General features: G+C 69.6%; 20 protein-coding genes and 2 pseudogenes. 9 read left to right on the top strand and 13 right to left on the bottom strand.

The genetic code is table 11. From position 1 onward, the window contains the following. Positions 1 to 26 precede the first annotated feature (26 nt). Positions 27 to 812: a glucosamine-6-phosphate deaminase gene (nagB, locus tag RB628_RS20050; RefSeq protein WP_318321855.1), complete on the bottom strand. Its 786-nt coding sequence runs from the start codon at positions 810 to 812 to the stop codon at positions 27 to 29. A 523-nt stretch (positions 813 to 1,335) separates the two neighbouring features. Between nagB and RB628_RS20045 the strand changes: the two genes are divergently transcribed. Further along, a complete protein-coding gene (locus RB628_RS20045) occupies positions 1,336 to 2,802 on the top strand; it encodes a PAS domain-containing sensor histidine kinase (protein ID WP_318321885.1) in 1,467 nt (488 codons plus the stop codon). A gap of 174 nt (positions 2,803 to 2,976) precedes the next feature. On the opposite strand, the gene RB628_RS20040 is transcribed toward RB628_RS20045, so the two are convergent. After that, entirely contained in the window at positions 2,977 to 3,234 is a 258-nt protein-coding gene (locus RB628_RS20040) for a WhiB family transcriptional regulator (protein WP_006380970.1), read from the bottom strand. Positions 3,235 to 3,554: 320 nt separating this feature from the next. Further along, positions 3,555 to 4,523, bottom strand: a complete 969-nt coding sequence (locus RB628_RS20035; RefSeq protein WP_318321854.1) for a diacylglycerol/lipid kinase family protein — start codon at positions 4,521 to 4,523, stop codon at positions 3,555 to 3,557. Between the two features lie 159 nt (positions 4,524 to 4,682). Between RB628_RS20035 and RB628_RS20030 the strand changes: the two genes are divergently transcribed. Further along, entirely contained in the window at positions 4,683 to 5,129 is a 447-nt protein-coding gene (locus tag RB628_RS20030) for a hypothetical protein (protein WP_318321853.1), read from the top strand. A 9-nt stretch (positions 5,130 to 5,138) separates the two neighbouring features. Here RB628_RS20030 and RB628_RS20025 read toward each other — a convergent pair whose 3' ends face one another. The 3 genes from RB628_RS20025 to RB628_RS20015 all read right to left on the bottom strand — a co-directional run bounded on the left by RB628_RS20025 (position 5,139) and on the right by RB628_RS20015 (position 7,271). Continuing rightward, positions 5,139 to 6,263, bottom strand: a complete 1,125-nt coding sequence (locus RB628_RS20025) for an RNA polymerase sigma factor SigF (protein WP_318321852.1) — start codon at positions 6,261 to 6,263, stop codon at positions 5,139 to 5,141. Beyond that, entirely contained in the window at positions 6,260 to 6,673 is a 414-nt protein-coding gene (locus RB628_RS20020; RefSeq protein WP_006380964.1) for a hypothetical protein, read from the bottom strand. Before RB628_RS20020 ends, RB628_RS20025 begins: the two co-directional genes overlap by 4 nt. Before the next feature lie 337 nt (positions 6,674 to 7,010). Then, positions 7,011 to 7,271, bottom strand: a complete 261-nt coding sequence (locus RB628_RS20015) for a UBP-type zinc finger domain-containing protein (protein ID WP_318321851.1) — start codon at positions 7,269 to 7,271, stop codon at positions 7,011 to 7,013. A gap of 94 nt (positions 7,272 to 7,365) precedes the next feature. Here RB628_RS20015 and RB628_RS20010 point away from each other — a divergent pair, with 94 nt between their 5' ends. After that, complete coding sequence (locus RB628_RS20010) at positions 7,366 to 8,961, top strand: Na+/H+ antiporter (protein ID WP_318321850.1); 1,596 nt, start codon at positions 7,366 to 7,368, stop codon at positions 8,959 to 8,961. Positions 8,962 to 8,983: 22 nt separating this feature from the next. Here RB628_RS20010 and RB628_RS20005 read toward each other — a convergent pair whose 3' ends face one another. The 3 genes from RB628_RS20005 to RB628_RS19995 all read right to left on the bottom strand — a co-directional run bounded on the left by RB628_RS20005 (position 8,984) and on the right by RB628_RS19995 (position 11,108). Beyond that, on the bottom strand, positions 8,984 to 9,901 hold the full coding sequence (locus RB628_RS20005; RefSeq protein ID WP_318321849.1) for a 1-aminocyclopropane-1-carboxylate deaminase/D-cysteine desulfhydrase: 918 nt from the start codon (positions 9,899 to 9,901) through the stop codon (positions 8,984 to 8,986). A gap of 246 nt (positions 9,902 to 10,147) precedes the next feature. Further along, on the bottom strand, positions 10,148 to 10,738 hold the full coding sequence (locus RB628_RS20000; protein ID WP_318321848.1) for an N-acetylmuramoyl-L-alanine amidase: 591 nt from the start codon (positions 10,736 to 10,738) through the stop codon (positions 10,148 to 10,150). A gap of 136 nt (positions 10,739 to 10,874) precedes the next feature. Next, on the bottom strand, positions 10,875 to 11,108 hold the full coding sequence (locus tag RB628_RS19995; RefSeq protein WP_318321847.1) for a hypothetical protein: 234 nt from the start codon (positions 11,106 to 11,108) through the stop codon (positions 10,875 to 10,877). A 293-nt stretch (positions 11,109 to 11,401) separates the two neighbouring features. On the opposite strand from RB628_RS19995, the gene RB628_RS19990 reads away from it, so the two are divergent. From RB628_RS19990 to RB628_RS19980, 3 genes are all read left to right on the top strand, one after another. Further along, the gene (locus tag RB628_RS19990; protein WP_318321846.1) at positions 11,402 to 12,808 is read left to right on the top strand and encodes a family 2B encapsulin nanocompartment shell protein; all 1,407 of its coding nucleotides are present in this window, start codon (positions 11,402 to 11,404) and stop codon (positions 12,806 to 12,808) included. 233 nt (positions 12,809 to 13,041) lie between these two features. Next, entirely contained in the window at positions 13,042 to 14,043 is a 1,002-nt protein-coding gene (locus RB628_RS19985; protein WP_318321884.1) for a family 2 encapsulin nanocompartment cargo protein polyprenyl transferase, read from the top strand. Positions 14,044 to 14,217: 174 nt separating this feature from the next. After that, positions 14,218 to 14,841, top strand: a complete 624-nt coding sequence (locus RB628_RS19980; protein ID WP_318321845.1) for a GNAT family N-acetyltransferase — start codon at positions 14,218 to 14,220, stop codon at positions 14,839 to 14,841. On the opposite strand, the pseudogene RB628_RS19975 reads toward RB628_RS19980, so the two are convergent. After that, a pseudogene (locus RB628_RS19975) lies at positions 14,832 to 15,041 on the bottom strand (TetR/AcrR family transcriptional regulator); the annotation flags it as partial. The gene RB628_RS19980 and the pseudogene RB628_RS19975 overlap by 10 nt on opposite strands. A gap of 91 nt (positions 15,042 to 15,132) precedes the next feature. Between RB628_RS19975 and RB628_RS19970 the strand changes: the two are divergent. Then, on the top strand, positions 15,133 to 15,465 hold the full coding sequence (locus tag RB628_RS19970; RefSeq protein ID WP_318321844.1) for a DUF952 domain-containing protein: 333 nt from the start codon (positions 15,133 to 15,135) through the stop codon (positions 15,463 to 15,465). A 235-nt stretch (positions 15,466 to 15,700) separates the two neighbouring features. On the opposite strand, the gene RB628_RS19965 is transcribed toward RB628_RS19970, so the two are convergent. Further along, entirely contained in the window at positions 15,701 to 16,483 is a 783-nt protein-coding gene (locus RB628_RS19965) for a VOC family protein (protein ID WP_318321843.1), read from the bottom strand. A 70-nt stretch (positions 16,484 to 16,553) separates the two neighbouring features. Between RB628_RS19965 and RB628_RS19960 the strand changes: the two are divergent. Together RB628_RS19960 and RB628_RS19955 are read left to right on the top strand one after the other, a co-directional pair. Continuing rightward, positions 16,554 to 16,763 (top strand): annotated as a pseudogene (locus RB628_RS19960) (polyphosphate kinase 2); the annotation flags it as partial. 25 nt (positions 16,764 to 16,788) lie between these two features. Next, complete coding sequence (locus tag RB628_RS19955) at positions 16,789 to 17,598, top strand: class I SAM-dependent methyltransferase (protein ID WP_318321842.1); 810 nt, start codon at positions 16,789 to 16,791, stop codon at positions 17,596 to 17,598. 284 nt (positions 17,599 to 17,882) lie between these two features. On the opposite strand, the gene RB628_RS19950 is transcribed toward RB628_RS19955, so the two are convergent. Together RB628_RS19950 and RB628_RS19945 are read right to left on the bottom strand one after the other, a co-directional pair. Continuing rightward, on the bottom strand, positions 17,883 to 18,146 hold the full coding sequence (locus RB628_RS19950; protein ID WP_318321841.1) for a hypothetical protein: 264 nt from the start codon (positions 18,144 to 18,146) through the stop codon (positions 17,883 to 17,885). 197 nt (positions 18,147 to 18,343) lie between these two features. Beyond that, entirely contained in the window at positions 18,344 to 18,838 is a 495-nt protein-coding gene (locus tag RB628_RS19945; RefSeq protein WP_318321840.1) for a hypothetical protein, read from the bottom strand. Between the last annotated feature and the right edge of the window lie 120 nt (positions 18,839 to 18,958).

Here is an 18,958-nt window from a genome sequence, read left to right as displayed (position 1 = left end):
CGGAACCCGGCAGACGAGCAGTTCCCTCAGATCCCTTGCCACTCAGGCTTGTTGACGAAGGTGTGCCGGAAGTAGTCGGCCAGCCTCAACTTGGATGCCGCACCCTCATCGACAACCACAGTCGCATGCGGATGCAACTGCAGCGCCGACGCCGGACACACCGCGGCGACAGGCCCCTCCACGGTCGCCGCGACGGCGTCGGCCTTGCCCTCGCCCGTCGCGAGCAGCACCAGATGCCGGGCCTCCAGAATCGTGCCGATACCCTGCGTGATCACATGGTGCGGCACCTGCTCGATGTCCCCGTCGAAGAACCGCGCGTTGTCGATCCGGGTCTGCTCGGTCAGCGTCTTGATCCGGGTCCGCGAGGCGAGCGAGGAACACGGCTCGTTGAACCCGATGTGCCCGTCGGTCCCGATCCCCAGCAGCTGGAGATCGACCCCGCCGGCCTCGGCCAGCGCCCTGTCGTACGCCTCGCACGCGCCCCTTACGTCCTCGGCGGTCCCGTCGGGCCCCATGAACGCGTCCATCCCGATCCCGAGCGGCTCCAGCACCTCGCGCCGCAGCACCGAACGGTACGACTCCGGATGCTCGGACGGCAGCCCCACGTACTCGTCGAGCTGCGCTACGCGCGCCCGGGACACCTCCACGGCACCGGAACCCACCTGGGCCGCGAGCGCCTGGTAGATGGGCAGCGGGGTCGAGCCGGTGGCCACGCCCAGCAGAGCGGTCGGCTTGTGCCGGAGCAGCTGTGCCATGGCCCCGGCGATGAGCTCGCCACCCGCCTTGGCGTCCGGAACGATGACAACTTCCACGCTGGGCCTGCCGATCTGGAGAGAGCCGTGTGGTTTAGACCAATCTAACAGACTGGGGTTACGGCGGAAATTGACCTGGAGATCCGCCCCCGCACAGGAATCAACAGGGCTAGGCTGCATGGTGGACACTTGGACGTCCGACTAGTTCTTTCGGGCGGCCCTCGGATCCTCGATCCGCTCACGAAGGCACAGCGACAAACACTCTTCAACGCATGGACACGGCCTGTGGTCTAGTCCACAATGCGTGGAGAGACGTACGACCAGAACCTCCGTCTTCCCCGCACAGGAAGACGGATCGAGGAACCGGGGCTCTCTGCCCTGACTGCGCCGGCTCCTCATCCATCGGCCGACCGGGACCGCACACCCCGCGGCCGTTGTTGCTCCGGGCTGCGGTGCCGGGAGGGCTGAGGGTCCCTCTCAGGCGCCGCGGCCCGCGGGTGTCCCCGGGCCCTCGGGGCCTGTCGGCGAGCCACCGTTTCCGGCCATGTCCGAACCGGCGGGTACGCTCGCACACGTGCCCTCCATGAACGAACTCGTACGCCAGCACACCGCACTCAGCGACTCCGACCTGGAGTGGCTGCACCTGCTGGTGTCGGAGTGGCAGCTGCTCTCCGACCTCTCCTTCGCCGACCTCGTCCTGTGGGTCCCCACGCGTGACGGCACCCGCTACGTCTCGGTCGCCCAGATGAGGCCCAACACCGGCCCGACCTCCTACCAGGACGACATGGTCGGCCACCTCGTCCCCCGTGGCCGCCGCCCCCTGCTGGACGCCGCCCTGGACGAGGGCCGGATCGTGCGCGAGGGCGACCCGGAATGGCGCGAAGAGGTCCCTGTCCGGGTCGAGTCGATCCCCGTACGCAGGGAGGGGCGTGTCCTCGGGGTCATCGCCCGCAACACCAATCTCCTCACCGTCCGCACTCCGAGCCGCCTGGAGCTGACGTATCTCCAGAGCGCCTCCGACCTGGCCCAGATGATCGCCGCCGGCTCGTTCCCCTTCCCGAACCAGCAGGTCGACATGGACGCCTCACCGCGCGTCGGCGACGGGCTGATCCGCCTCGACGCCGACGGCCTCGTCCAGTACGCCTCGCCGAACGCGCTGTCCGCGTACCACCGCCTCGGCCTCGCCGCCGACCTCGTCGGCCATCACCTCGGCATGACCACCGCGGAACTCGCCCCGAGCCGGGGGCCGGTGGACGAGGCGCTCGCCAAGGTCGCCAGCGGGTGGGCGCCGCGCGAGTTCGAGATCGAGTCCGGCGACGGGGTCATCCAGTTCCGGGCGATCCCCCTCAAGCCCAAGGGCACACGCATCGGTTCGCTCGTCCTGCTCCGGGACGTGACCGAACTGCGCCGCCGCGAGCGTGAGTTGATCACCAAGGACGCGACCATCCGGGAGATCCACCACCGGGTGAAGAACAACCTCCAGACGGTGGCCGCCCTTCTGCGCCTGCAGGCCCGTCGTATCGACTCGGAGCGCGGGCGCGAGGCGTTGGAGGAAGCTGTGCGCCGGGTCGGGTCCATCGCGATCGTGCACGAGACGCTCTCCCAGAACCTGGACGAACGCGTGGAGTTCGACGAGATCGCCGACCGCGTGCTCGCGATGGTCGCCGAGATCTCGCCCGGGGCGGTCACGGCCAGGCGCAGCGGGCGTTTCGGCATCCTGGACGCGGAGGTCGCCACCCCGCTCTCCATGGTGCTGACCGAAATTTTGCAGAACGCCCTGGAACACGGCTTCGGGCCGGGCGACACCGGCACGGTCGAGGTCTCGGCGGTCCGCGGCGGCACCAGCAAGGAGGCCCGCCTCCTCGTCACCGTCCAGGACGACGGCGTGGGCCTGCCCGAGGGCTTCGACCCGCACCGCTCGGGCAACCTCGGCCTGCAGATCGTACGGACTCTGGTGGAGGGGGAGTTGGGTGGCACGTTCGACATGGTGCCGGCGCCCGAGCGGGGTACGCAGGTGATCCTCGACATCCCGGTGCGCGCCAACAAGTAGCGCGTGCGGGGCGGATGGGCCCGAGCACAGCGATGAGCCCCGGACCATGGGATGGTCCGGGGCTCAGATGCTTGTTGTCATGCGCATCGGGGGCACTGCGCGCTGCGGCTCGGGGGCGGGATATGCGTACTCGCTGTACGCGCCGCCAAGCTCAGGCTGTTACGGGGTGGGTTGTCAGGCGGTGGCCTGACGGGCCCGGTTGCGGGCGGCGCGGCGCTTCATGGCGCGGCGCTCGTCCTCGCTGAGACCACCCCAGACGCCGGAGTCCTGGCCGGACTCGAGCGCCCACTGCAGACACTGCTCCATGACGGGGCAACGACGGCAGACGGCCTTGGCTTCCTCGATCTGCAGCAGCGCAGGACCGGTGTTGCCGATGGGGAAGAAGAGCTCGGGGTCTTCCTCGCGGCAAACGGCGTTGTGACGCCAGTCCATGGCTGCTACCTCTCCTTGGGTATTACATGCACGTTGCTTGTGAATGTGAACGCTTTCACGAATCCCTCAACAAGTGAAGGGCCGATCATCAGACGGACTGATGTGGTCCTGTGAAGTGAGGAGGGGTTCTGGCTCTCTGTGGTGGCCGGTGTTGCGGGCCGTCCCGAGCGCCACGTAGAGACTCGCAAACCTCAGCGGCGGATACAACCCCTACCGGAAAGTTTTTTTTGATTCCTCGGTGTCGGCTCGGTCACAGCCGTACTTCCATGGGGTGGACCCTGGCCTAAACGTTCGAGTGGAAGGACTTTAGCCCGTTCCGCTCACACAATCACACGCAGTGCACGGCGTACGCCTGTGAACGTCACGCTCGTACGCAGTCCAAGGTGGTCGCCGTCCATCTGGAGGGGCAGGGGAACCTTCGAATGCAAGGTGAAGTCCGTCAGGTCGTGCAGCGACGTTGCGTGCCTGCCATGGGGTCCGCGTTCGGGGGACGAAGTGAGCAACTGCGTGCCATACCGGGCTACAGCGGGCGTCGACATGCGGCTGAGGCCGAGTACGTCGAGCCCGGTATCGAACGAAGCCTTAGGCGACGCGTACACCGGACGATTGCCCAGGAACGTCCATGGGGACGTGTTGCAGACTATGGACAGCACGAGATCGGTAACCGGGTCGGCGCCCGGTTGTTCCAGAGTGATCGTGCCGTGCCGGCGATTGGCTTCTCCCAGGAATTGGCGCACGACCTGCCGCAGGTAAAGGGAATGTGTGGATTTCCTGCCGCGTTCCCGCTGCTGTTCCACCCGGCCGATCACACCGGCGTCGAATCCGAGGCCGGCGCAGAACGTGAACCATCGCTCCGGCACGGACTCGTCCTCGGTGCCGGCCGTACCCCTCGCCACCCCGAGGCCCACCGTGCGTTCCCGGCTCTCACGCAGGGCGTCCAGCAGGACGCCGGTGGCTTCCACGGCGTCGTTGGGCAGGCCGAGGGCGCGGGCGAAGACGTTGGTGGAACCGCCGGGGACCACCGCGAGGCCGGGCAGCCGGTCCGGGTCGGGGCCGTTGTGCAGGAGCCCGTTGACGACCTCGTTGACCGTCCCGTCGCCGCCGAGGGCGACGACCAGCTCGATGTCCTTGCTCTCCGCCGCCTGCCGGCCGAGGTCACGCGCGTGGCCCCGGTACTCGGTGGTGACCGCCTCGAGTTTCATCTCGCTCGCGAGAGCATGGGTCAGCACATCGCGCGTACGTGCGCTTGTGGTGGTAGCCGCCGGATTGACCACGAGAAGTGCACGCATGCGAAGCAGGGTACCTACTGGGTGGTACCGGGCCCAGGGCAGGTCAGGGATCGGTAAGAAAAGCGGGCGTGAGCCAGGCCACCCGGGCGCACGCCCCGGGCGTGCGGGGCGTGCCGGGGGAGTGCGGGCGCCTTCGTGGCCCGGGGCTACCCTTCAGAGGTGAGCGCTGAGCAGACCCCCGCCCCGGAAACCCTCGTATCGACGGGGCCGCGGCCCCTGCGGCTGACCGCGGCGGCCGCCCTCACCGCTCTGGAGGGGCTGGCCCTGCTGGCCGGCGGAGCCCTCATCCTCGTACTGGGACTGACGGGCGATCCGGACGACCGGCAGCAGGCCGTCACCGGTGGCGTCACGCTGATCGTGCTCGCGCTGCTGCCGCTGTTCGCCGCGCGCGGACTGCTGGGGCGGCGCAGCTGGAGCCGGGGGCCGGCCATCATCACGCAGATCATGGCGCTGCCCGTCGCCTACAACCTGCTCCAGGCCGACAGCATCGCCATTCCTGGCGGGATCGTGCTGGGAGCCGTGGCGGTCACCGCGCTGGTGCTGCTGGTGAACCAGGAGACGACCCGGGCCCTCGGCATCCGGGGGCCCGGCAACGCGTCGGAGTAACCCGAGGGGCTACTCCTCGACCAGCAGCTTCTCCCGCAGTTGGGCCAGGGTCCGGGCGAGCAGACGGGAGACGTGCATCTGGGAGATGCCGACCTCCTGCGCGATCTGCGACTGCGTCATGTTCCCGAAGAAGCGCAGCAACAGGATCCGCTTCTCCCGGGGCGGGAGGTCCTCGAGCAGCGGCTTGAGCGACTCGCGGTACTCGACGCCCTCCAGAGCCTCGTCGTACGCGCCCAGCGTGTCCGCGACCGCCGGGGACTCGTCGTCCGTGTCGGGGACGTCCAGGGACAGCGTGGAGTACGCGTTGGCCGACTCCAGGCCCTCCAGGACCTCCTCCTCCGAGATGCCCAGCTTCTCGGCCAACTCGTGGACCGTGGGGGAGCGGCCGTGCCGCTGCGAGAGCTCCGCCGTCGCCGTGGTGAGCGAGAGGCGCAGCTCCTGGAGCCTGCGCGGGACGCGGACCGCCCAGCCCTTGTCACGGAAGTGCCGCTTGATCTCGCCCACGACCGTCGGGGTCGCGTACGTCGAGAACTCGACGCCGCGGTCCGGGTCGAAACGGTCGACCGACTTGATCAGCCCGATGGTCGCGACCTGGGTCAGGTCGTCCAGCGGCTCACCGCGGTTGCGGAAGCGGCGCGCGAGATGCTCGACGAGCGGGAGGTGCATGCGGACCAGCCGGTTGCGCAGCTCCGCGTACTCGACGCTGCTGTCGTCCAGCCCGCGCAGCTCGATGAACAGGGCGCGCGCTCCGCTGCGGTCTGTCGGGGAGTGCTGCGTGGCCTGCGCCGGCTGTGCGCCCTGCGCGTCGTCTCGTTCGTGCTCGCTCATCGTCCCGCCCGTCGACCTTCCCCGAGTTCGCGCATCAGCCCGAACAGGGGAGACCTCACTTGGCCCTTCCAGGGGCGCACTCTGCACGGCACCTTCCCGATCCAGCTGCCCGTCGTCCATGAAGCCGGCCTCCGAGGGGTCGTCCTCCGGGTGCGGCCGGGCCTGCTCGGGGATGCCGGAGATACCGGCGATGCCGGAGATGGCGTCCGCCGTGCCCGGCGGCCCCTCCGGGCCGCCGCTGCCCGCTGCGGGCAGCTCCTGTGTGCCGCGTTCTTCGTCCCGCACCGGCCCGTCCCCGTTCCTCACGCCGGCCCGGGTCCCGCGCCGCGCTTCTTGTGGAGACTGATCGACACGGTCTTGTCCTCGGCGACGGTCGAGTCGACCTGACCCGCGAGGGCCGACAGCACGGTCCAGGCGAAGGTGTCGCGCGCGGGGGCGTGACCGTCCGTGGTCGGTGCGGAGACCGTGACCTCCAGGGAGTCGTCGATCAGCCGGAACACACAGCTGAGTACGGAGCCGGGCACGGCCTGCTGAAGCAGGATCGCGCAGGCCTCGTCCACTGCGATGCGCAGGTCCTCGATCTCGTCGAGGGTGAAGTCCAAACGGGCCGCGAGGCCGGCCGTGGCCGTACGCAGCACCGACAGGTAGGCACCCGCGGCCGGCAGCCGGACTTCCACGAAGTCCTGGGTCGCGGGCTCGCCTGCGAACTGGGACACCCTCACCTCCAAGGTGGTACAAGCTCTTTCGGGGGCCGAGGGGTCGCCCCCCGGGTAACGCGATACGTGGTTCAGCGGTGACGCTACCGCGCTCTCGGCTTTTCTGTCCCCGGGACCCCAGCCCCTTGCTGTCACTCATGGTAAACCTATGGATACGCACAGTGGCTAGAGGTCTGCGGGCCCAATTGGGAAGAGCGCGCGCCGGGTTGACGTACCCAGACGTCAGACGGTCGAACCGTCCGGATCCAGGGTCACACGAGTACGCCCCCGGTCACCAATGCCCCTGCTCACACGGGTGCGAGGTCGGGGCGGGCGGCAATACGCGGCTTCCGGGCGGTCATACGAGGACATGGTCGACGAAGCACCAGCGCCAGCTCTCGCCGGGTTCGAACGTACGCATCACCGGATGACCGGTCTCCTTGTGATGCTCCGTCGCGTGGCGCATCGGCGAGGAGTCGCAGCAGCCGACGTGGCCGCATTCCAGGCACAGGCGCAGCTGCACCGGATGGGTACCGGCTGCCAGGCACTCCGGACAGGTCTCGGCCCTGGGCTCGGGTTCCGGGACCGGCAGCGCGTCGGCGTGCGTGCACTGTTTCATGATTGCCAGGTTACGACGGCCGTACGGAAAGCTGCTCGGAGAGCCTGAGTGCACGGAAACCAGGGTGGGTGGAGACGAGAGTGGGCCGAGGCCGATGCATGTGATGCCACTGCTCCTGCTGGTCGCGGGCAGTGCGGCCGTCGCGGCCGCGGCCCGCCGCACCCCCGTCCCGCCCCCGCTGCTGCTGGTCGCGGTCGGCCTGGTGTGCTCGTACGTCCCCGGGATGCCCGACTACGCCCTCGACCCGCATGTCGTCCTGCCGCTGATGCTGCCCCCGCTGCTGTACACGGCGGCCGTCGACAGCTCGTACCTCGATCTGCGCGCCCAACTGCGGCCCGTGGCACTGCTCTCGGTGGGGTACGTGCTCTTCGCGACCCTCGTCGTCGGCTGGGCCGCCTATCTGATCGTCCCCGGGCTGCCGCTGACCGCCGCCCTGGTGCTCGGCGCGGTCGTGGCACCGCCGGACGCCGTCGCGGCCACGGCGATCGCGCGCCGGGTCGGGCTGCCGTCGCGGGTCACCACCATCCTCCAGGGCGAGTCACTGGTGAACGACGCCACCGCCATCACCGCGTACCGCGTCGCCCTCGCGGCGGCTGTCGGGGAGGGCACGACCTGGGCGGGCGGGATCGGCGAGTTCCTGCTCGCGGCGGTCGGCGGCATCGGGATCGGGCTGATCCTGATGATGCCGATCCACTGGCTGCGCACGCGCCTGAAGGAGGCGCTGCTCCAGAACACGCTGTCCCTGCTGACCCCGTTCGCGGCGTACGCGGTCGCCGAGGAGGTGCACGCCTCCGGGGTCCTCGCGGTGGTGGTCGTGGCGCTATATCTGGGTCATCGCGCGTGGGAGGTCGATTTCGCGACCCGCCTCCAGGAGGAGGCGGTGTGGAAAATGGTTGCCTTCGTTCTCGAATCGGTTGTCTTCGCCCTGATCGGGTTGCAGTTGCGGTTCGTCCTCGAAGGGCTTGGGGAGTACGAGGGTGCTGACGCCGCCTGGTACGCGTTCGCCCTCTTCCTCGTGGTCGTCGTCACCCGGTTCGCCTGGGTGTACCCCGGGACGTTCCTGCCCCGGCTGCTGTCGGCGCGGATCCGGGAACGGGAGCCGAACCCGACCTGGAAGGGTGCGTTCGTCGTCTCCTGGGCCGGGATGCGCGGAGTCGTCTCGCTGGCCATCGCCTTCTCGATCCCGCTCACGGCGGAGGGCGGCGAAGCGTTCCCGGAACGGAACCTGGTCCTCTTCCTGACGTTCACGACGGTCATCGGCACGCTGGTCGTCCAGGGCCTGACGCTGCCCCCGCTGATCCGTCTGCTGAGGCTGCCCGGGCGTGACGTGCGGGCCGAGACGCTCGCGGAGGCGAACGCCCAGGCGCAGGCGTCCAGAGCCGCGCAGCAGCGCCTGGAGGGCTTGCTGGAGGACGAGCGCAACGCGCTGCCACCACCGCTGGCCGACCGGCTGCGCACGGTGCTGGAACGCCGTCAGAACGCCGTCTGGGAGCGACTGGGCTCGGTCAACCCCGTGACCGGCGAGACGGTGGACGACACGTACCGGCGGCTGTCCAGGGAGATGATCAGCGCGGAACGGGAGGTGTTCGTGCGGCTGCGTGACGGACGGTACGTCGACGACGAGATGCTGCGGACGCTGCTGCGCAGGCTGGACCTGGAGGAGGCGGCGGCGTTCCGGGAGGCGGAGTAGGGAAACGCGTGTACCTGGTCCTCTACGGGAACGGGCGGCCCGTGACGACCGCCGCGATGGTGGTTCCGTTCGCGAACGCGCCTTCTTCCGCGAGGGCGACAAGTCCGTACAGCATCTTGGCGACATAGAGACGTTCCACGGGTACGTCGTGCCGGGCCTCGAAGTCCTCGGCGAAGGCATGCAGTTCGGGGGTGGTACGGGCGTAGCCGCCGAAGTGGAAACGGTGGTCGAGGGCCCATGAGCCGCGGGGGCCGCCGAAGGTGCGGTCCTGGAGGGTCCGTATCTCCGCGTCCAGGAAGCCGCCCTTGAGGACCGGGATACCGAGGGCGCGCTGCTCGGGGGCGAGGCCCGCGGCAAGGCCGGCGAGGGTACCGCCGGTGCCGCAGGCGACCGCGACGACGTCGGCATGGCCGCGCAGTTCCTCGCCGAGGGCGCGACAGCCGCGTACGGCGAGGGGGTTGCTGCCGCCCTCCGGTACGACGTACGCGTCCTCGGCGCCGGCCGCCCGGCGGATGGCGGCGAGGGCGCCGGGGTCGGCCTTGTGCCGGTACGTCGATCTGTCGACGAAGTGCAGGCGCATGCCGTTCGCCGCGCAGTGGGCGAGGGAGGGGTTGAGGGGGCGGTCGGCGAGTTCCTGGCCGCGGACCACGCCGATCGTGGGCAGGCCCAGGAGACGGCCGGCGCTGGCTGCGGCGCGCAGGTGGTTGGAGTAGGCGCCGCCGAAGGTGAGGATCGGGCGACCGGCGGCGGCTTCCAGGTTGGGGACCAGCTTGCGCCACTTGTTGCCGACCAGGTCCGGGTGGATGAGGTCGTCGCGCTTGAGGAGGAGGCGGAGATGGTGGTGGGTGAAGCGGGGGTCGGTGAGTTCCTGGAGGGGAGTGGGTGGGTGCACGATGCCATTGTTCGCCCTGTTCCCCACCCAGCCGCGCTGCTTCTGCATTTCAGGCGGGGCCTCTCCTGCGGTGGCCGGCGGCACCGTCTGGCGCGCCCGGGGGTGAGGGCCGGGTTTCCCACCCAGCCGCGCTGCTTCTGCATTTCAGGCGGGGCCCCTTCAGCGGTGGCCGGCACCATCCAGCCCGTCTGGGAGAGTTTGAGGACGAGGCCCGGTCAGGGCCGTGGCGGGGGTCTGGGGGCGGCAGCCCCCAGGGATGGGACGGGTAAGGGCGGCGGGGGCGGCATCCCTCGGTTACTTCAGACGGTCCCGGACCCGTTCCCTCAGCCACTGCATGCTGAAGCCCCGGGGATCGATCTTGCCGGGTTGCCATTCCAGATGCCCGATGACCGACCGTTCCGTCCAGCCATGGTGGCGGCACAGCGCCGCCGCGACCTTCTCGATGGCGACGAGCTGGGCCGGCGGCCAGGGATCCTCACCGTCCCCGAGGTTCTCGCACTCGAAGCCGTAGAAGTGCCGGTTGCCGTCCGTGTTCGCCTCGTTGTCCAACGGCAGGGCCTTCTCCGCGATCACCGCACGCAGCACGTCGTCGTCGCCCAGGCCCGCGTGATTGGCCCTGCCGTAACCGACCAGGTGAACGCGGCCGTCCTTGGTGACGACGCCGTGGCACAGGGGGCCTGGCAGCGCGGCGTAGCCCTCCCGGCAGAGTTCCACTGTCCGCTCGCTGCCCTTGGTCACCGTGTGATGGATCATCACGCCGTGGACCGGGCCCCACGGACCCTTGTGGTTGCGGTTGTGATGGGCCCAGTCGCCGACCTCGACGACGGTGACGCCTTCCTCCCTGAGCCGGTCCAGGAAGCTGCCCGCGGACATGGGTGGGGCCATGACCGTCTCCTTCGTGCTGCGCGACGGTCACCGGTCGTGACAGCCTCGTACCGCAGCTTGTACCGGAATTCGACGGTCAGCGGTGAATCGTTCGCACGGCGTGCGAGCCGATCCGGTCAGCGACGCCGGCAGGGTGTCACTGGTGCAGGAACGAGTCCCCGTTCACCGCGATGTGGCTCTCCAGAGCCTGCAGGGCCCGCTGCGTCGCGTCCGGAGAACCGGTGCCGCGCCGTTCCGCGTAGTACGCCGCGCCCAGTTTCTTCAGCAGATCACTGCCGGCCCGCTGGGTCTGCACCTCGTCGAGCTTCTGCTTGCCCTGCGTCAGGCCGCGCTGTGCCTGTTCCTTTGCGCGGTCCAGGAAGCCTGCCATCGATGTCTCCTGTTCGTTGTCCGTCAATGGCTCCAACGGCCGACCCGATCTTGAAGTTCCCGATGCGGGAGAAAGGGAGCGGGCAGGAGATGCATCTCGTTCGCCCGGTCGAACAAGTCGACGGGGAACCCTCTGTGTGCCCACTCCGGAGATGATCCATTCCCCCTCATTCGTGTAATAGCACTGCCACGTGCGGTGAGGAAGGCTGGTGCGCGCAGGCGTCCGATGCGGAGGGGACCCGACGGGGATCAGCGCATCGGCGCATTACGCGTTAATCGGGAGGGCAGTTTTTTATGTCGGTAGGCGAAGAGATCCGCACGGAGCAGGACAAGCCGCAGCAGAGTCTCGGCACATCAGCCGCGCGGAATCTGGCCACCACCACCAAGTCCGTTCCCCAGATGCAGGAGATCAGCTCGCGCTGGCTGCTGCGGATGCTCCCCTGGGTGAATGTGCAGGGTGGTACATACCGCGTGAACCGACGGCTCACCTACTCCGTGGGCGACGGCCGTCTTACGTTCGTGAAGACCGGTGACCGCGTGGAAGTGGTTCCGGCCGAGCTGTCCGAGTTGCCGGCTCTGCGGTCCTACGAGAACGAGGAGGTGTTCGCCGAGCTCGCCCGGCGCTGCCAGCAGCGGGAGTTCACGCCCGGCTCGGAGATCGCCTCCTTCGGCAGCACGAACGACGAGGTGTTCCTGCTGGCCCACGGCAAGGTCGAGAAGATCGGCACGGGCCCGTACGGGGACGACGCCGAACTCGGCATGCTGGCCGACGGCGCGTACTTCGGCGACCAGGCGCTGCTGGACCCCGACGCCCTGTGGGAGTACACGGCCCGCGCGGTCACCGCGTGCACCGTGCTGACGCTCTCCCGTCAGCACTTCGAGCAGGTCGCCGAGCGAGCCGACTCACTGCGCGAGCACCTCCAGGCGCTGAGCGCCATCCCGGAGCAGCACGCCAACAGGTACGGCGAGAAGGAGATCGACCTTGCGGCCGGACACAGCGGCGAGCCGGACATCCCACGGACGTTCGTCGACTACGAGGCAACGCCCCGTGAGTACGAACTGAGCATCGCCCAGACCGTGCTGCGCATCCACTCCCGTGTGGCCGACCTCTACAACCAGCCGATGAACCAGACCGAGCAGCAGCTCCGTCTCACGGTCGAGGCACTGAAGGAGCGCCAGGAGCACGAACTCATCAACAACCGGGAGTTCGGCCTGCTCAGCAACTGCGAGTACGACCAGCGGATCCAGCCGCACGACGGTGTGCCCAGCCCAGACGACCTGGACGAACTGCTCAGCAGGCGGCGCGGCACCAAGTTCCTGCTCGCCCATCCGCGCGCGATCTCCGCGATCGGCCGCGAGTTGAACAAGCGCGGGCTCGTCCCCGAGACGATCGACATGAGCGGCAACCGCATCCCCACCTGGCGCGGGGTGCCGATCTTCCCGTGCAACAAGATCCCGGTCACCGAGGCCCGTACGACCTCGATCATCGCCATGCGTACCGGCGAGGCCGAACAGGGGGTCATCGGGCTCCAGCAGGCCGGTATCCCGGACGAGATCGAACCCAGTCTGTCAGTGCGGTTCATGGGCATCAACGAGCAGGCGGTCATCAACTACCTGGTGACGGCCTACTACTCGGCAGCCGTCCTGGTGCCGGACGCCCTCGGTGTCCTGGAGAACGTCGAGATCGGCCGCTGGCGATGACCCTGCCCCACGGCCCGGCCGAGATCATCGGGACTCTGGATCCGGAAAGGCGGAACCCCATCGGCAGTCCGGCGGAGAGGCCTTCGGAGAGATCCCCGGAGTCTGTGCCAGGGGAGCGGCCGGCCGTGGGCGTGAGGCACACAAGCCAGACGCTTTCCCCCGAGCATGTGCGGGGGAAAGCGAAGGAGCGGGGGGTGTCCGGCGGCTACGACGGACAGGACGCCTCGCTCATCATGGAACAGGCCCGGGCCGTGGTCGATCCCGAGTTGCGCGGGGCGATCGAGTCGCTGCCCGGGGCGATGCGCCGCGTCGCGCGCTTCCACTTCGGGTGGGAGCACGCGGACGGCAGCCCGGCGGCGGGCAACGCGGGCAAGGCGATCCGTCCCGCGCTCGTGCTGACCGCGGCCGCGGCACTGGGCGGGCGGCGGGAGGCTGCAGTCCGGGCGGCCGCCGCGGTGGAACTGGTCCACAACTTCACCCTGCTGCACGACGACGTCATGGACCGGGACACCACCCGCAGACACCGGCCCACCGCGTGGACCGTGTTCGGCGTCCCCGACGCGATCCTCGCCGGGGACGCCCTGCAGGCCCTGGCGCTGCGGTTGCTCGCCGAGGACCCGCACCCGGCGTCCGCCACCGCCGCCGCACGGCTCGCGTCCTGCGTCGTCGAACTGTGTGAGGGGCAGCACGCGGACACGGCCATGGAGAAGCGGGGCCCCGCCGAGGTCACCCTCGGCGAGTGCCTCACCATGGCCGAGGCCAAGACGGGCGCGCTGCTCGGCTGCGCCTGTGCCCTCGGGGCGCTGTACGCGGGCGGTTCCGCCGAGGACGTCGAGGCGATGGACGCGTTCGGCCGGGAGGCCGGGCTCGCCTTTCAGCTCATCGACGACGTGATCGGGATATGGGGGGACCCGGGCCGCACCGGCAAGCCGGCCGGGGCGGATCTGGTCGCCCGCAAGAAGTCTTTGCCCGTCGTGGCCGCACTGGCCTCCGGCACACCGGCGGCCGCCGAACTGGCCGAGTTGTACAAGGTTCCGTACGACGAAGGGCAGGAAGGAGCGCTGGAGCGCACGGTGCTCGCCGTCGAGCGGGCGGGAGGCCGGGACTGGGCGCAGCTCCAGGCGGCCGACCGGATGGCCCGCGCGGTACACGAACTGTCCCGTGCGGTCCCCGACCCGGAGGCGGCGGGCGGCCTGCTGTCCCTGGCCGAGTTCGTGACCCGCCGAACCACCTGAGGCCCCGGAGTCACCCGTGGCGGGGCGTACGGCCCTGACACCGTATGGCGCGTCACGGCGCTCCGGCCGGCGGGTCCCGCACATCCCCACGGTGTGCGGGCCCTGTCACGTCTCCACACCCGTTAGGCTCAACCGCCGTATGATCAACGGCGGTTGAGACACAAGGGGCGGGGCATGGGTGTGGCGGTACGGACGGCGGACGAGAGAGACCGGGAGCTGGTCGTCCGGCTGCTGGACGAAGCCTTCCAGGACGATCCGGTGAGCGGCTGGGTCTTCCCGGACCCGGCGCAGCGCCGCGCGACGCATCCCAAGCTGATGGCAGCCTTCCTCGACGTCGTGCTCGCCGAGGGCCGCGTCGACCTCGCCGAGGACGGTACGGCGTGCGCCCTGTGGCTGTCCGTCCCCGCCCACGCCCACCCGGAGAACGGAGGCGAAGGGGACGGGGAAGCGGAGCAGGGTGACGACGCCGCCCAGTTGCGTGAGGCCGTCGATCCCGAGAACGAGCGCGTCGAACTGATCGGGCGGCTGACGGCCGGAATCCATCCCTCGGGGCGCGCCCACGAGTACCTGTGGATGATCGGTGTGGCGCCGGACAGCCAGGGTCAGGGGCTCGGCACGGGCCTCGTCCAGAGTGTCCTCGACCGTTGCGACCGCGAGGGGGTGGCCGCCTATCTGCAGGCGAGCAGTGCCCGTAGCCGCGCGCTGTACGAGCGGCTCGGCTTCGCCCTCCTCGAACGCCCCCTCGACCTCCCGGACGGCCCTCAGATGTGGCCCATGTGGCGAGAGCCTCAGGCCTGATCCCTGGTCGTCTCCGGCAGGACTGTCGCCGCGATCCGTTCCACCAGCCCCTCCGGGACGGTGACTCCCGGCAGTACGCTGTCCAGCACGCCCGGCAGCGTCAGGTGCTCCAGGAGCAGCCCGCGCATCGCGGGACAGAGCACCGTGACCGTCTCGTCGCCGCCGGGCAGCTCGGCCGTGCGGTGGAACTCATCGCCTTCGGCGTACCGCCTCACCCGTGGAGATCCGGCCCGTTCTGGACGGTGCCGGGGACCTGTGAGGGGCCGTACTCCGGGCCCGTAGGTTGGGTTCATGTCAGAACTTCCGTACATCCTCCACATCACCGAACGCGCCCTCTGGGACGCGGCCCGCGAGCGAGGCACGTACGAGATGTCGACGCGCGGCCGCACCCTCCAGGAGGAGGGCTTCATCCATATGTCCACCCGCGCCCAACTCCCGGGCGTGGCAGCCTTCCTCTACGGCTCCTACGACGGCCCGGACGACCTGGTGGTGCTGGTCGTGGACCCCGCGCGGCTCGACGTACCCCTGAGGTACGAGGCCCCGAAGCCGGGCGACGAGGAGTTCCCGCACGTGTACGGGCCGATCCCGGTGGCCGCCGTGGTGGACGTCCAGGCGTGGGTGTGAGCCGCAGGGGGTGGCGGCGGGCAGTGCGCGGGTGGCTGGTCGCGGTGATGTCGGAGGCGGGCTCACAGTGTGGCTCCAGGACTCGGTGGAGCCGCCGGAGACGCACGGCCGGTACGGGACGGGCGACGGCGATCCGGCGCCGCTGCTGCGGCAGGACGTGGAGGACGTGTGTCCGAAGCCGCTCCCGACACCGGAGGAGGACGACAGGCTCGTGGTGTGTGTACGCGACCCTTCGCTAGGCGAGGTTGTCCGCCGCCGTAGGCTTCGGCAGCCCGCCCGTCTCGGGGTCGCGGCCCGTGAGGCAGTACGTGCCCTCCGCCGGGTCGCGCATGACCGTCCAGTGGGTGCCATGGGAGACGGCCGTGGCGCCCAGTCGTTCGTGGCGGGCGCGGGTCGCCCCGATGTCGGCGCAGGCCAGGTCCAGGTGAGCGGAGGCCGCGGGCCGTTCGGTGCCCAGGCGCTGGAGGAGGATGCGGACCGGGAGATGGGCCGGGGGCCTGAGGACGTGGAACTCCGGGAGTGAGCCGGTGAGGGAGTCCCAGGCCGTGAGGCGCTCCCAGAAGGCGACTTCCGTGTCGTACGCGGTGGGCGGGATGTCGATGGACACCTGGTCGAGGCGGCTGCCGTCCACCACGGCCGGCCGAACCGTCTCCCCGTGCCAGGGCACGGCGCAGAACAGCTGCCCGGCGGGTGAGCGCAGCACGGCCCAGCCGGTGTGCGCACCGACGACCGTCGCCCCGAGCGCCGACGCCGAGCCGACGAAGGCGTCGACGTCCTCGACTGCGAGGTCGAGATGGGCACCGCCGTCACCGGAGGCCACCCCCTGGACCTTGACGCAGGCGTCGCCCGTGCCCGGCAGCAGGGTCACGAACTCGCCGTGCTCACCCCGGGTCTCGGACACCCGGGTGTCCGAGACGGCGGTCCAGAACGTGTGGGCGGGCCGGAGGAGGCCGGCAGGCCGGTCGATGAAGGCGTAGGTCCAGCGGATGCCGGTCCCGTTGCCGGTGCCGATGTTCATGGGGTGATCGTAGGGCGGCGGTTCGACGGAGCCACCCGCGTTTCGTCCTCCGGACGGCCGCACCTGCCTCATGTTCCGCGAGACGGACACCGAACACGCTCCCTGGACGGTGGTGAGGAGCAACGACAAGAAGCGGGCGCGGGTGGAGGCGATGCGCAGCGTACTGGCCCGCTTCCACTACACCGGCAAGGATGAGGAGGTCGTCGGCAGTCCGGACCCGCGCATCGTGGGGGCGGCGGCGAACCTGCTGGAGGCGGGGGAGGACGATGCCGGCGGGTGAACATCCAGACCTGGGAGCTGCTGACGTGACCGAACTCTCCGCCGCCACCGACCGGAACCGCCTCGCCGAAAGCGCGTACGGCAGCGACCGGGACCTGGCCGCCCGGCAGTCGCTCTACCAGTGGCAGACGCCTCGTCGCGACCTGGCGGGCATCGTCGCAGAGCAGCTGAGCGGTGTACGGGGGCACGGGCGGGTGGTCGATGTCGGCTGCGGCAACGGCAGGTTCGTCCAGCGGCTGCGCGCGGCCCGGCCCGACCTGTCCCTGCTGGGGCTGGACATCGCGCCCGGCATTCTCGCCACCGTCCCCGGCGCGGTCGCCGTGGCGGATGTCATGCGGCTGCCGCTGGCCACGGGGAGCGTCGACGCCGCCCTGGCGATGCACATGCTGTACCACGTACCCGACATCCCTCAGGCGGTGCGGGAGTTGTCCCGGGTCGTGGCCCGGGACGGGGTGACGATCGTCTCGACCAACAGCGACCGGGACAAGGCCGAACTCGACGACCTGTGGCATCGGGCCGCGAGTGACGTCCTCGGCTCCGGACGCGAGCCGGCCCGGTTCTCGGTGGGTGCCCGCTTCTCCCTGGAGAAGGCGCCGGCCTTTCTGGGCGAGGAGTTCGGCCGGGTGCGGACGATCGAGCTGCCCAGCACCGTCACCGTCCACGACCCCGAGCCGGTCGTCGCGTACCTGGCGTCCTACCGGGCCTGGGCGGACCAGTACGACGTGCCCTTCGACGCGACCGTCGAGCGGGCCCGCGCCATCGTCACCGACCGGATCGCCCGGCACGGGACGTTCGAGGTCGGCTGTCGGGCGGGCATCCTCGTGTGCCGGCACTGAGGGGGCTCACGCGGTCGGCGGGCAGCGAAAGGGGCCGGTCGACCTCGACCGGCCCCTTTCGCCGAAAAAGCGCATCAGGCCTTCTTCGTCTCCTAGTAATGGGTCGGGTCGGTGACCTGCGGGGATCTTCCCTGTGGGTCACTGACCTGGCCTTTTGGCGATTGCTGGCGATGGGGTGCGACGGTCTTCAGCGGGTGTCTTGCGGACTGGGCGCGGACTGGCTGTCGACCCGAGCGCAGGGTTGAGCAGTCAGGAGGGAGAGTTCCTCACTTAGCGCCGTGGCGTCAGGCCGGATCCCCGTTGGTCTCCTCGATCTCCTCCAGGAGGGCTTTTCGCTTCTTCGCTGAAAGGGAATCGCCGTTCACGCTGCGCATTGCCCAGGGGATGGGACACGGACCTTCATGCCCCGAGTCCGGGCACAGTACGTCTACCAGTCGGTCCATGAGTTCCTCGTGCTTGGCCGGTGTTGCCACCAATGCGATTTTCACCTGCCACAGCCTCGGCTCCTCCGTCACGCTCTCGGGTTCACTCTCGTCCGCGTCGTTCATGATGTGGTCCTTGTGCCGAACTCGGCCCACCGGCCGTCCCCGTCCATGCTGCTGCACTGGTCAACCTGGTGCAGACGTCACCAGGCAACAGCCCGTCGCAGCCACTACCGACGACAATCTCCCGACGGACCAACTGGGTAGATCTCGAAACCGCACTGGAGTATTGCCTGTGTTTTGTCCACGCAAGGGAACGGCGGCTACACGCCGTCGGGGCCACCCCGGCGCGCGGCCCACCAGTTCGTGAGGGTTTGGGCCTTGTGGTCGAAGTTCCGGTCCAGGAGAGACATCGGCGCACGCAACGGTATCCGGCGTCCGTCGGTCACCGACGCGACGATCGTTCGGATGCCAGCGGTCTTCCGAATCTCCAGGCCGGTGATTTCCCGCCACTCGATCTCGCGGCGTCTGTTCCCGAGGAGGACGAGCCGGTTGTGGGTGAGCTCGATGCCGTAGTTGGGGGGCAAGGCCGGAACGACCACGCTTGCGATCACGGCCGCCGAAAGGCACGACCACAGCTCACCCGCCGTCATGCGTTCACCAGTGGCCTCCAGGACGACGTACACCAGCGCGGTGCCGACGAGGAGGCCGCACAGAATCGGGGCTGCTGCTTGCAGCTTCCCCAGTCGGAAGGTCGGTGCCGGTCCGCCGGGGCTGCCCGGGGGGATGGAGCTGGCGGGGCCGTTCATCTGGATCACCCATCTCAATGTGGTTCGGTGCGATGGAAGCACGCCGAAGGCGAAACCTACAGCCGTGTGGACGGGCCGTGCTGGTCGTGCCCGAAATAGGAGGCTCGACCAGCACGGCCCACGCACTCA

The organism is Streptomyces sp. ADMS, from assembly GCF_033441795.1.
In the GTDB taxonomy this organism is placed as follows: Bacteria; Actinomycetota; Actinomycetes; order Streptomycetales; family Streptomycetaceae; genus Streptomyces.
Note: the sequence above shows the minus strand (reverse complement) of the source record. Positions and strands in the feature narration are given on the sequence as shown.

What these genes read in the sequence shown, in the direction of transcription:
- RB628_RS20045 (WP_318321885.1), top strand. Translation starts at nt 1,336, where the DNA reads ATGAACGAACTCGTACGCCAGCACACCGCACTCAGCGACTCCGACCTG.
- RB628_RS20040 (WP_006380970.1), bottom strand. Translation starts at nt 3,234, where the DNA reads ATGGACTGGCGTCACAACGCCGTTTGCCGCGAGGAAGACCCCGAGCTC.
- RB628_RS20035 (WP_318321854.1), bottom strand. Translation starts at nt 4,523, where the DNA reads ATGCGTGCACTTCTCGTGGTCAATCCGGCGGCTACCACCACAAGCGCA.
- RB628_RS20015 (WP_318321851.1), bottom strand. Translation starts at nt 7,271, where the DNA reads ATGAAACAGTGCACGCACGCCGACGCGCTGCCGGTCCCGGAACCCGAG.
- RB628_RS20010 (WP_318321850.1), top strand. Translation starts at nt 7,366, where the DNA reads ATGCATGTGATGCCACTGCTCCTGCTGGTCGCGGGCAGTGCGGCCGTC.
- RB628_RS20005 (WP_318321849.1), bottom strand. Translation starts at nt 9,901, where the DNA reads ATGCAGAAGCAGCGCGGCTGGGTGGGGAACAGGGCGAACAATGGCATC.
- RB628_RS20000 (WP_318321848.1), bottom strand. Translation starts at nt 10,738, where the DNA reads ATGGCCCCACCCATGTCCGCGGGCAGCTTCCTGGACCGGCTCAGGGAG.
- RB628_RS19995 (WP_318321847.1), bottom strand. Translation starts at nt 11,108, where the DNA reads ATGGCAGGCTTCCTGGACCGCGCAAAGGAACAGGCACAGCGCGGCCTG.
- RB628_RS19990 (WP_318321846.1), top strand. Translation starts at nt 11,402, where the DNA reads ATGTCGGTAGGCGAAGAGATCCGCACGGAGCAGGACAAGCCGCAGCAG.
- RB628_RS19985 (WP_318321884.1), top strand. Translation starts at nt 13,042, where the DNA reads ATGGAACAGGCCCGGGCCGTGGTCGATCCCGAGTTGCGCGGGGCGATC.
- RB628_RS19980 (WP_318321845.1), top strand. Translation starts at nt 14,218, where the DNA reads ATGGGTGTGGCGGTACGGACGGCGGACGAGAGAGACCGGGAGCTGGTC.
- RB628_RS19970 (WP_318321844.1), top strand. Translation starts at nt 15,133, where the DNA reads ATGTCAGAACTTCCGTACATCCTCCACATCACCGAACGCGCCCTCTGG.
- RB628_RS19965 (WP_318321843.1), bottom strand. Translation starts at nt 16,483, where the DNA reads ATGAACATCGGCACCGGCAACGGGACCGGCATCCGCTGGACCTACGCC.
- RB628_RS19950 (WP_318321841.1), bottom strand. Translation starts at nt 18,146, where the DNA reads ATGAACGACGCGGACGAGAGTGAACCCGAGAGCGTGACGGAGGAGCCG.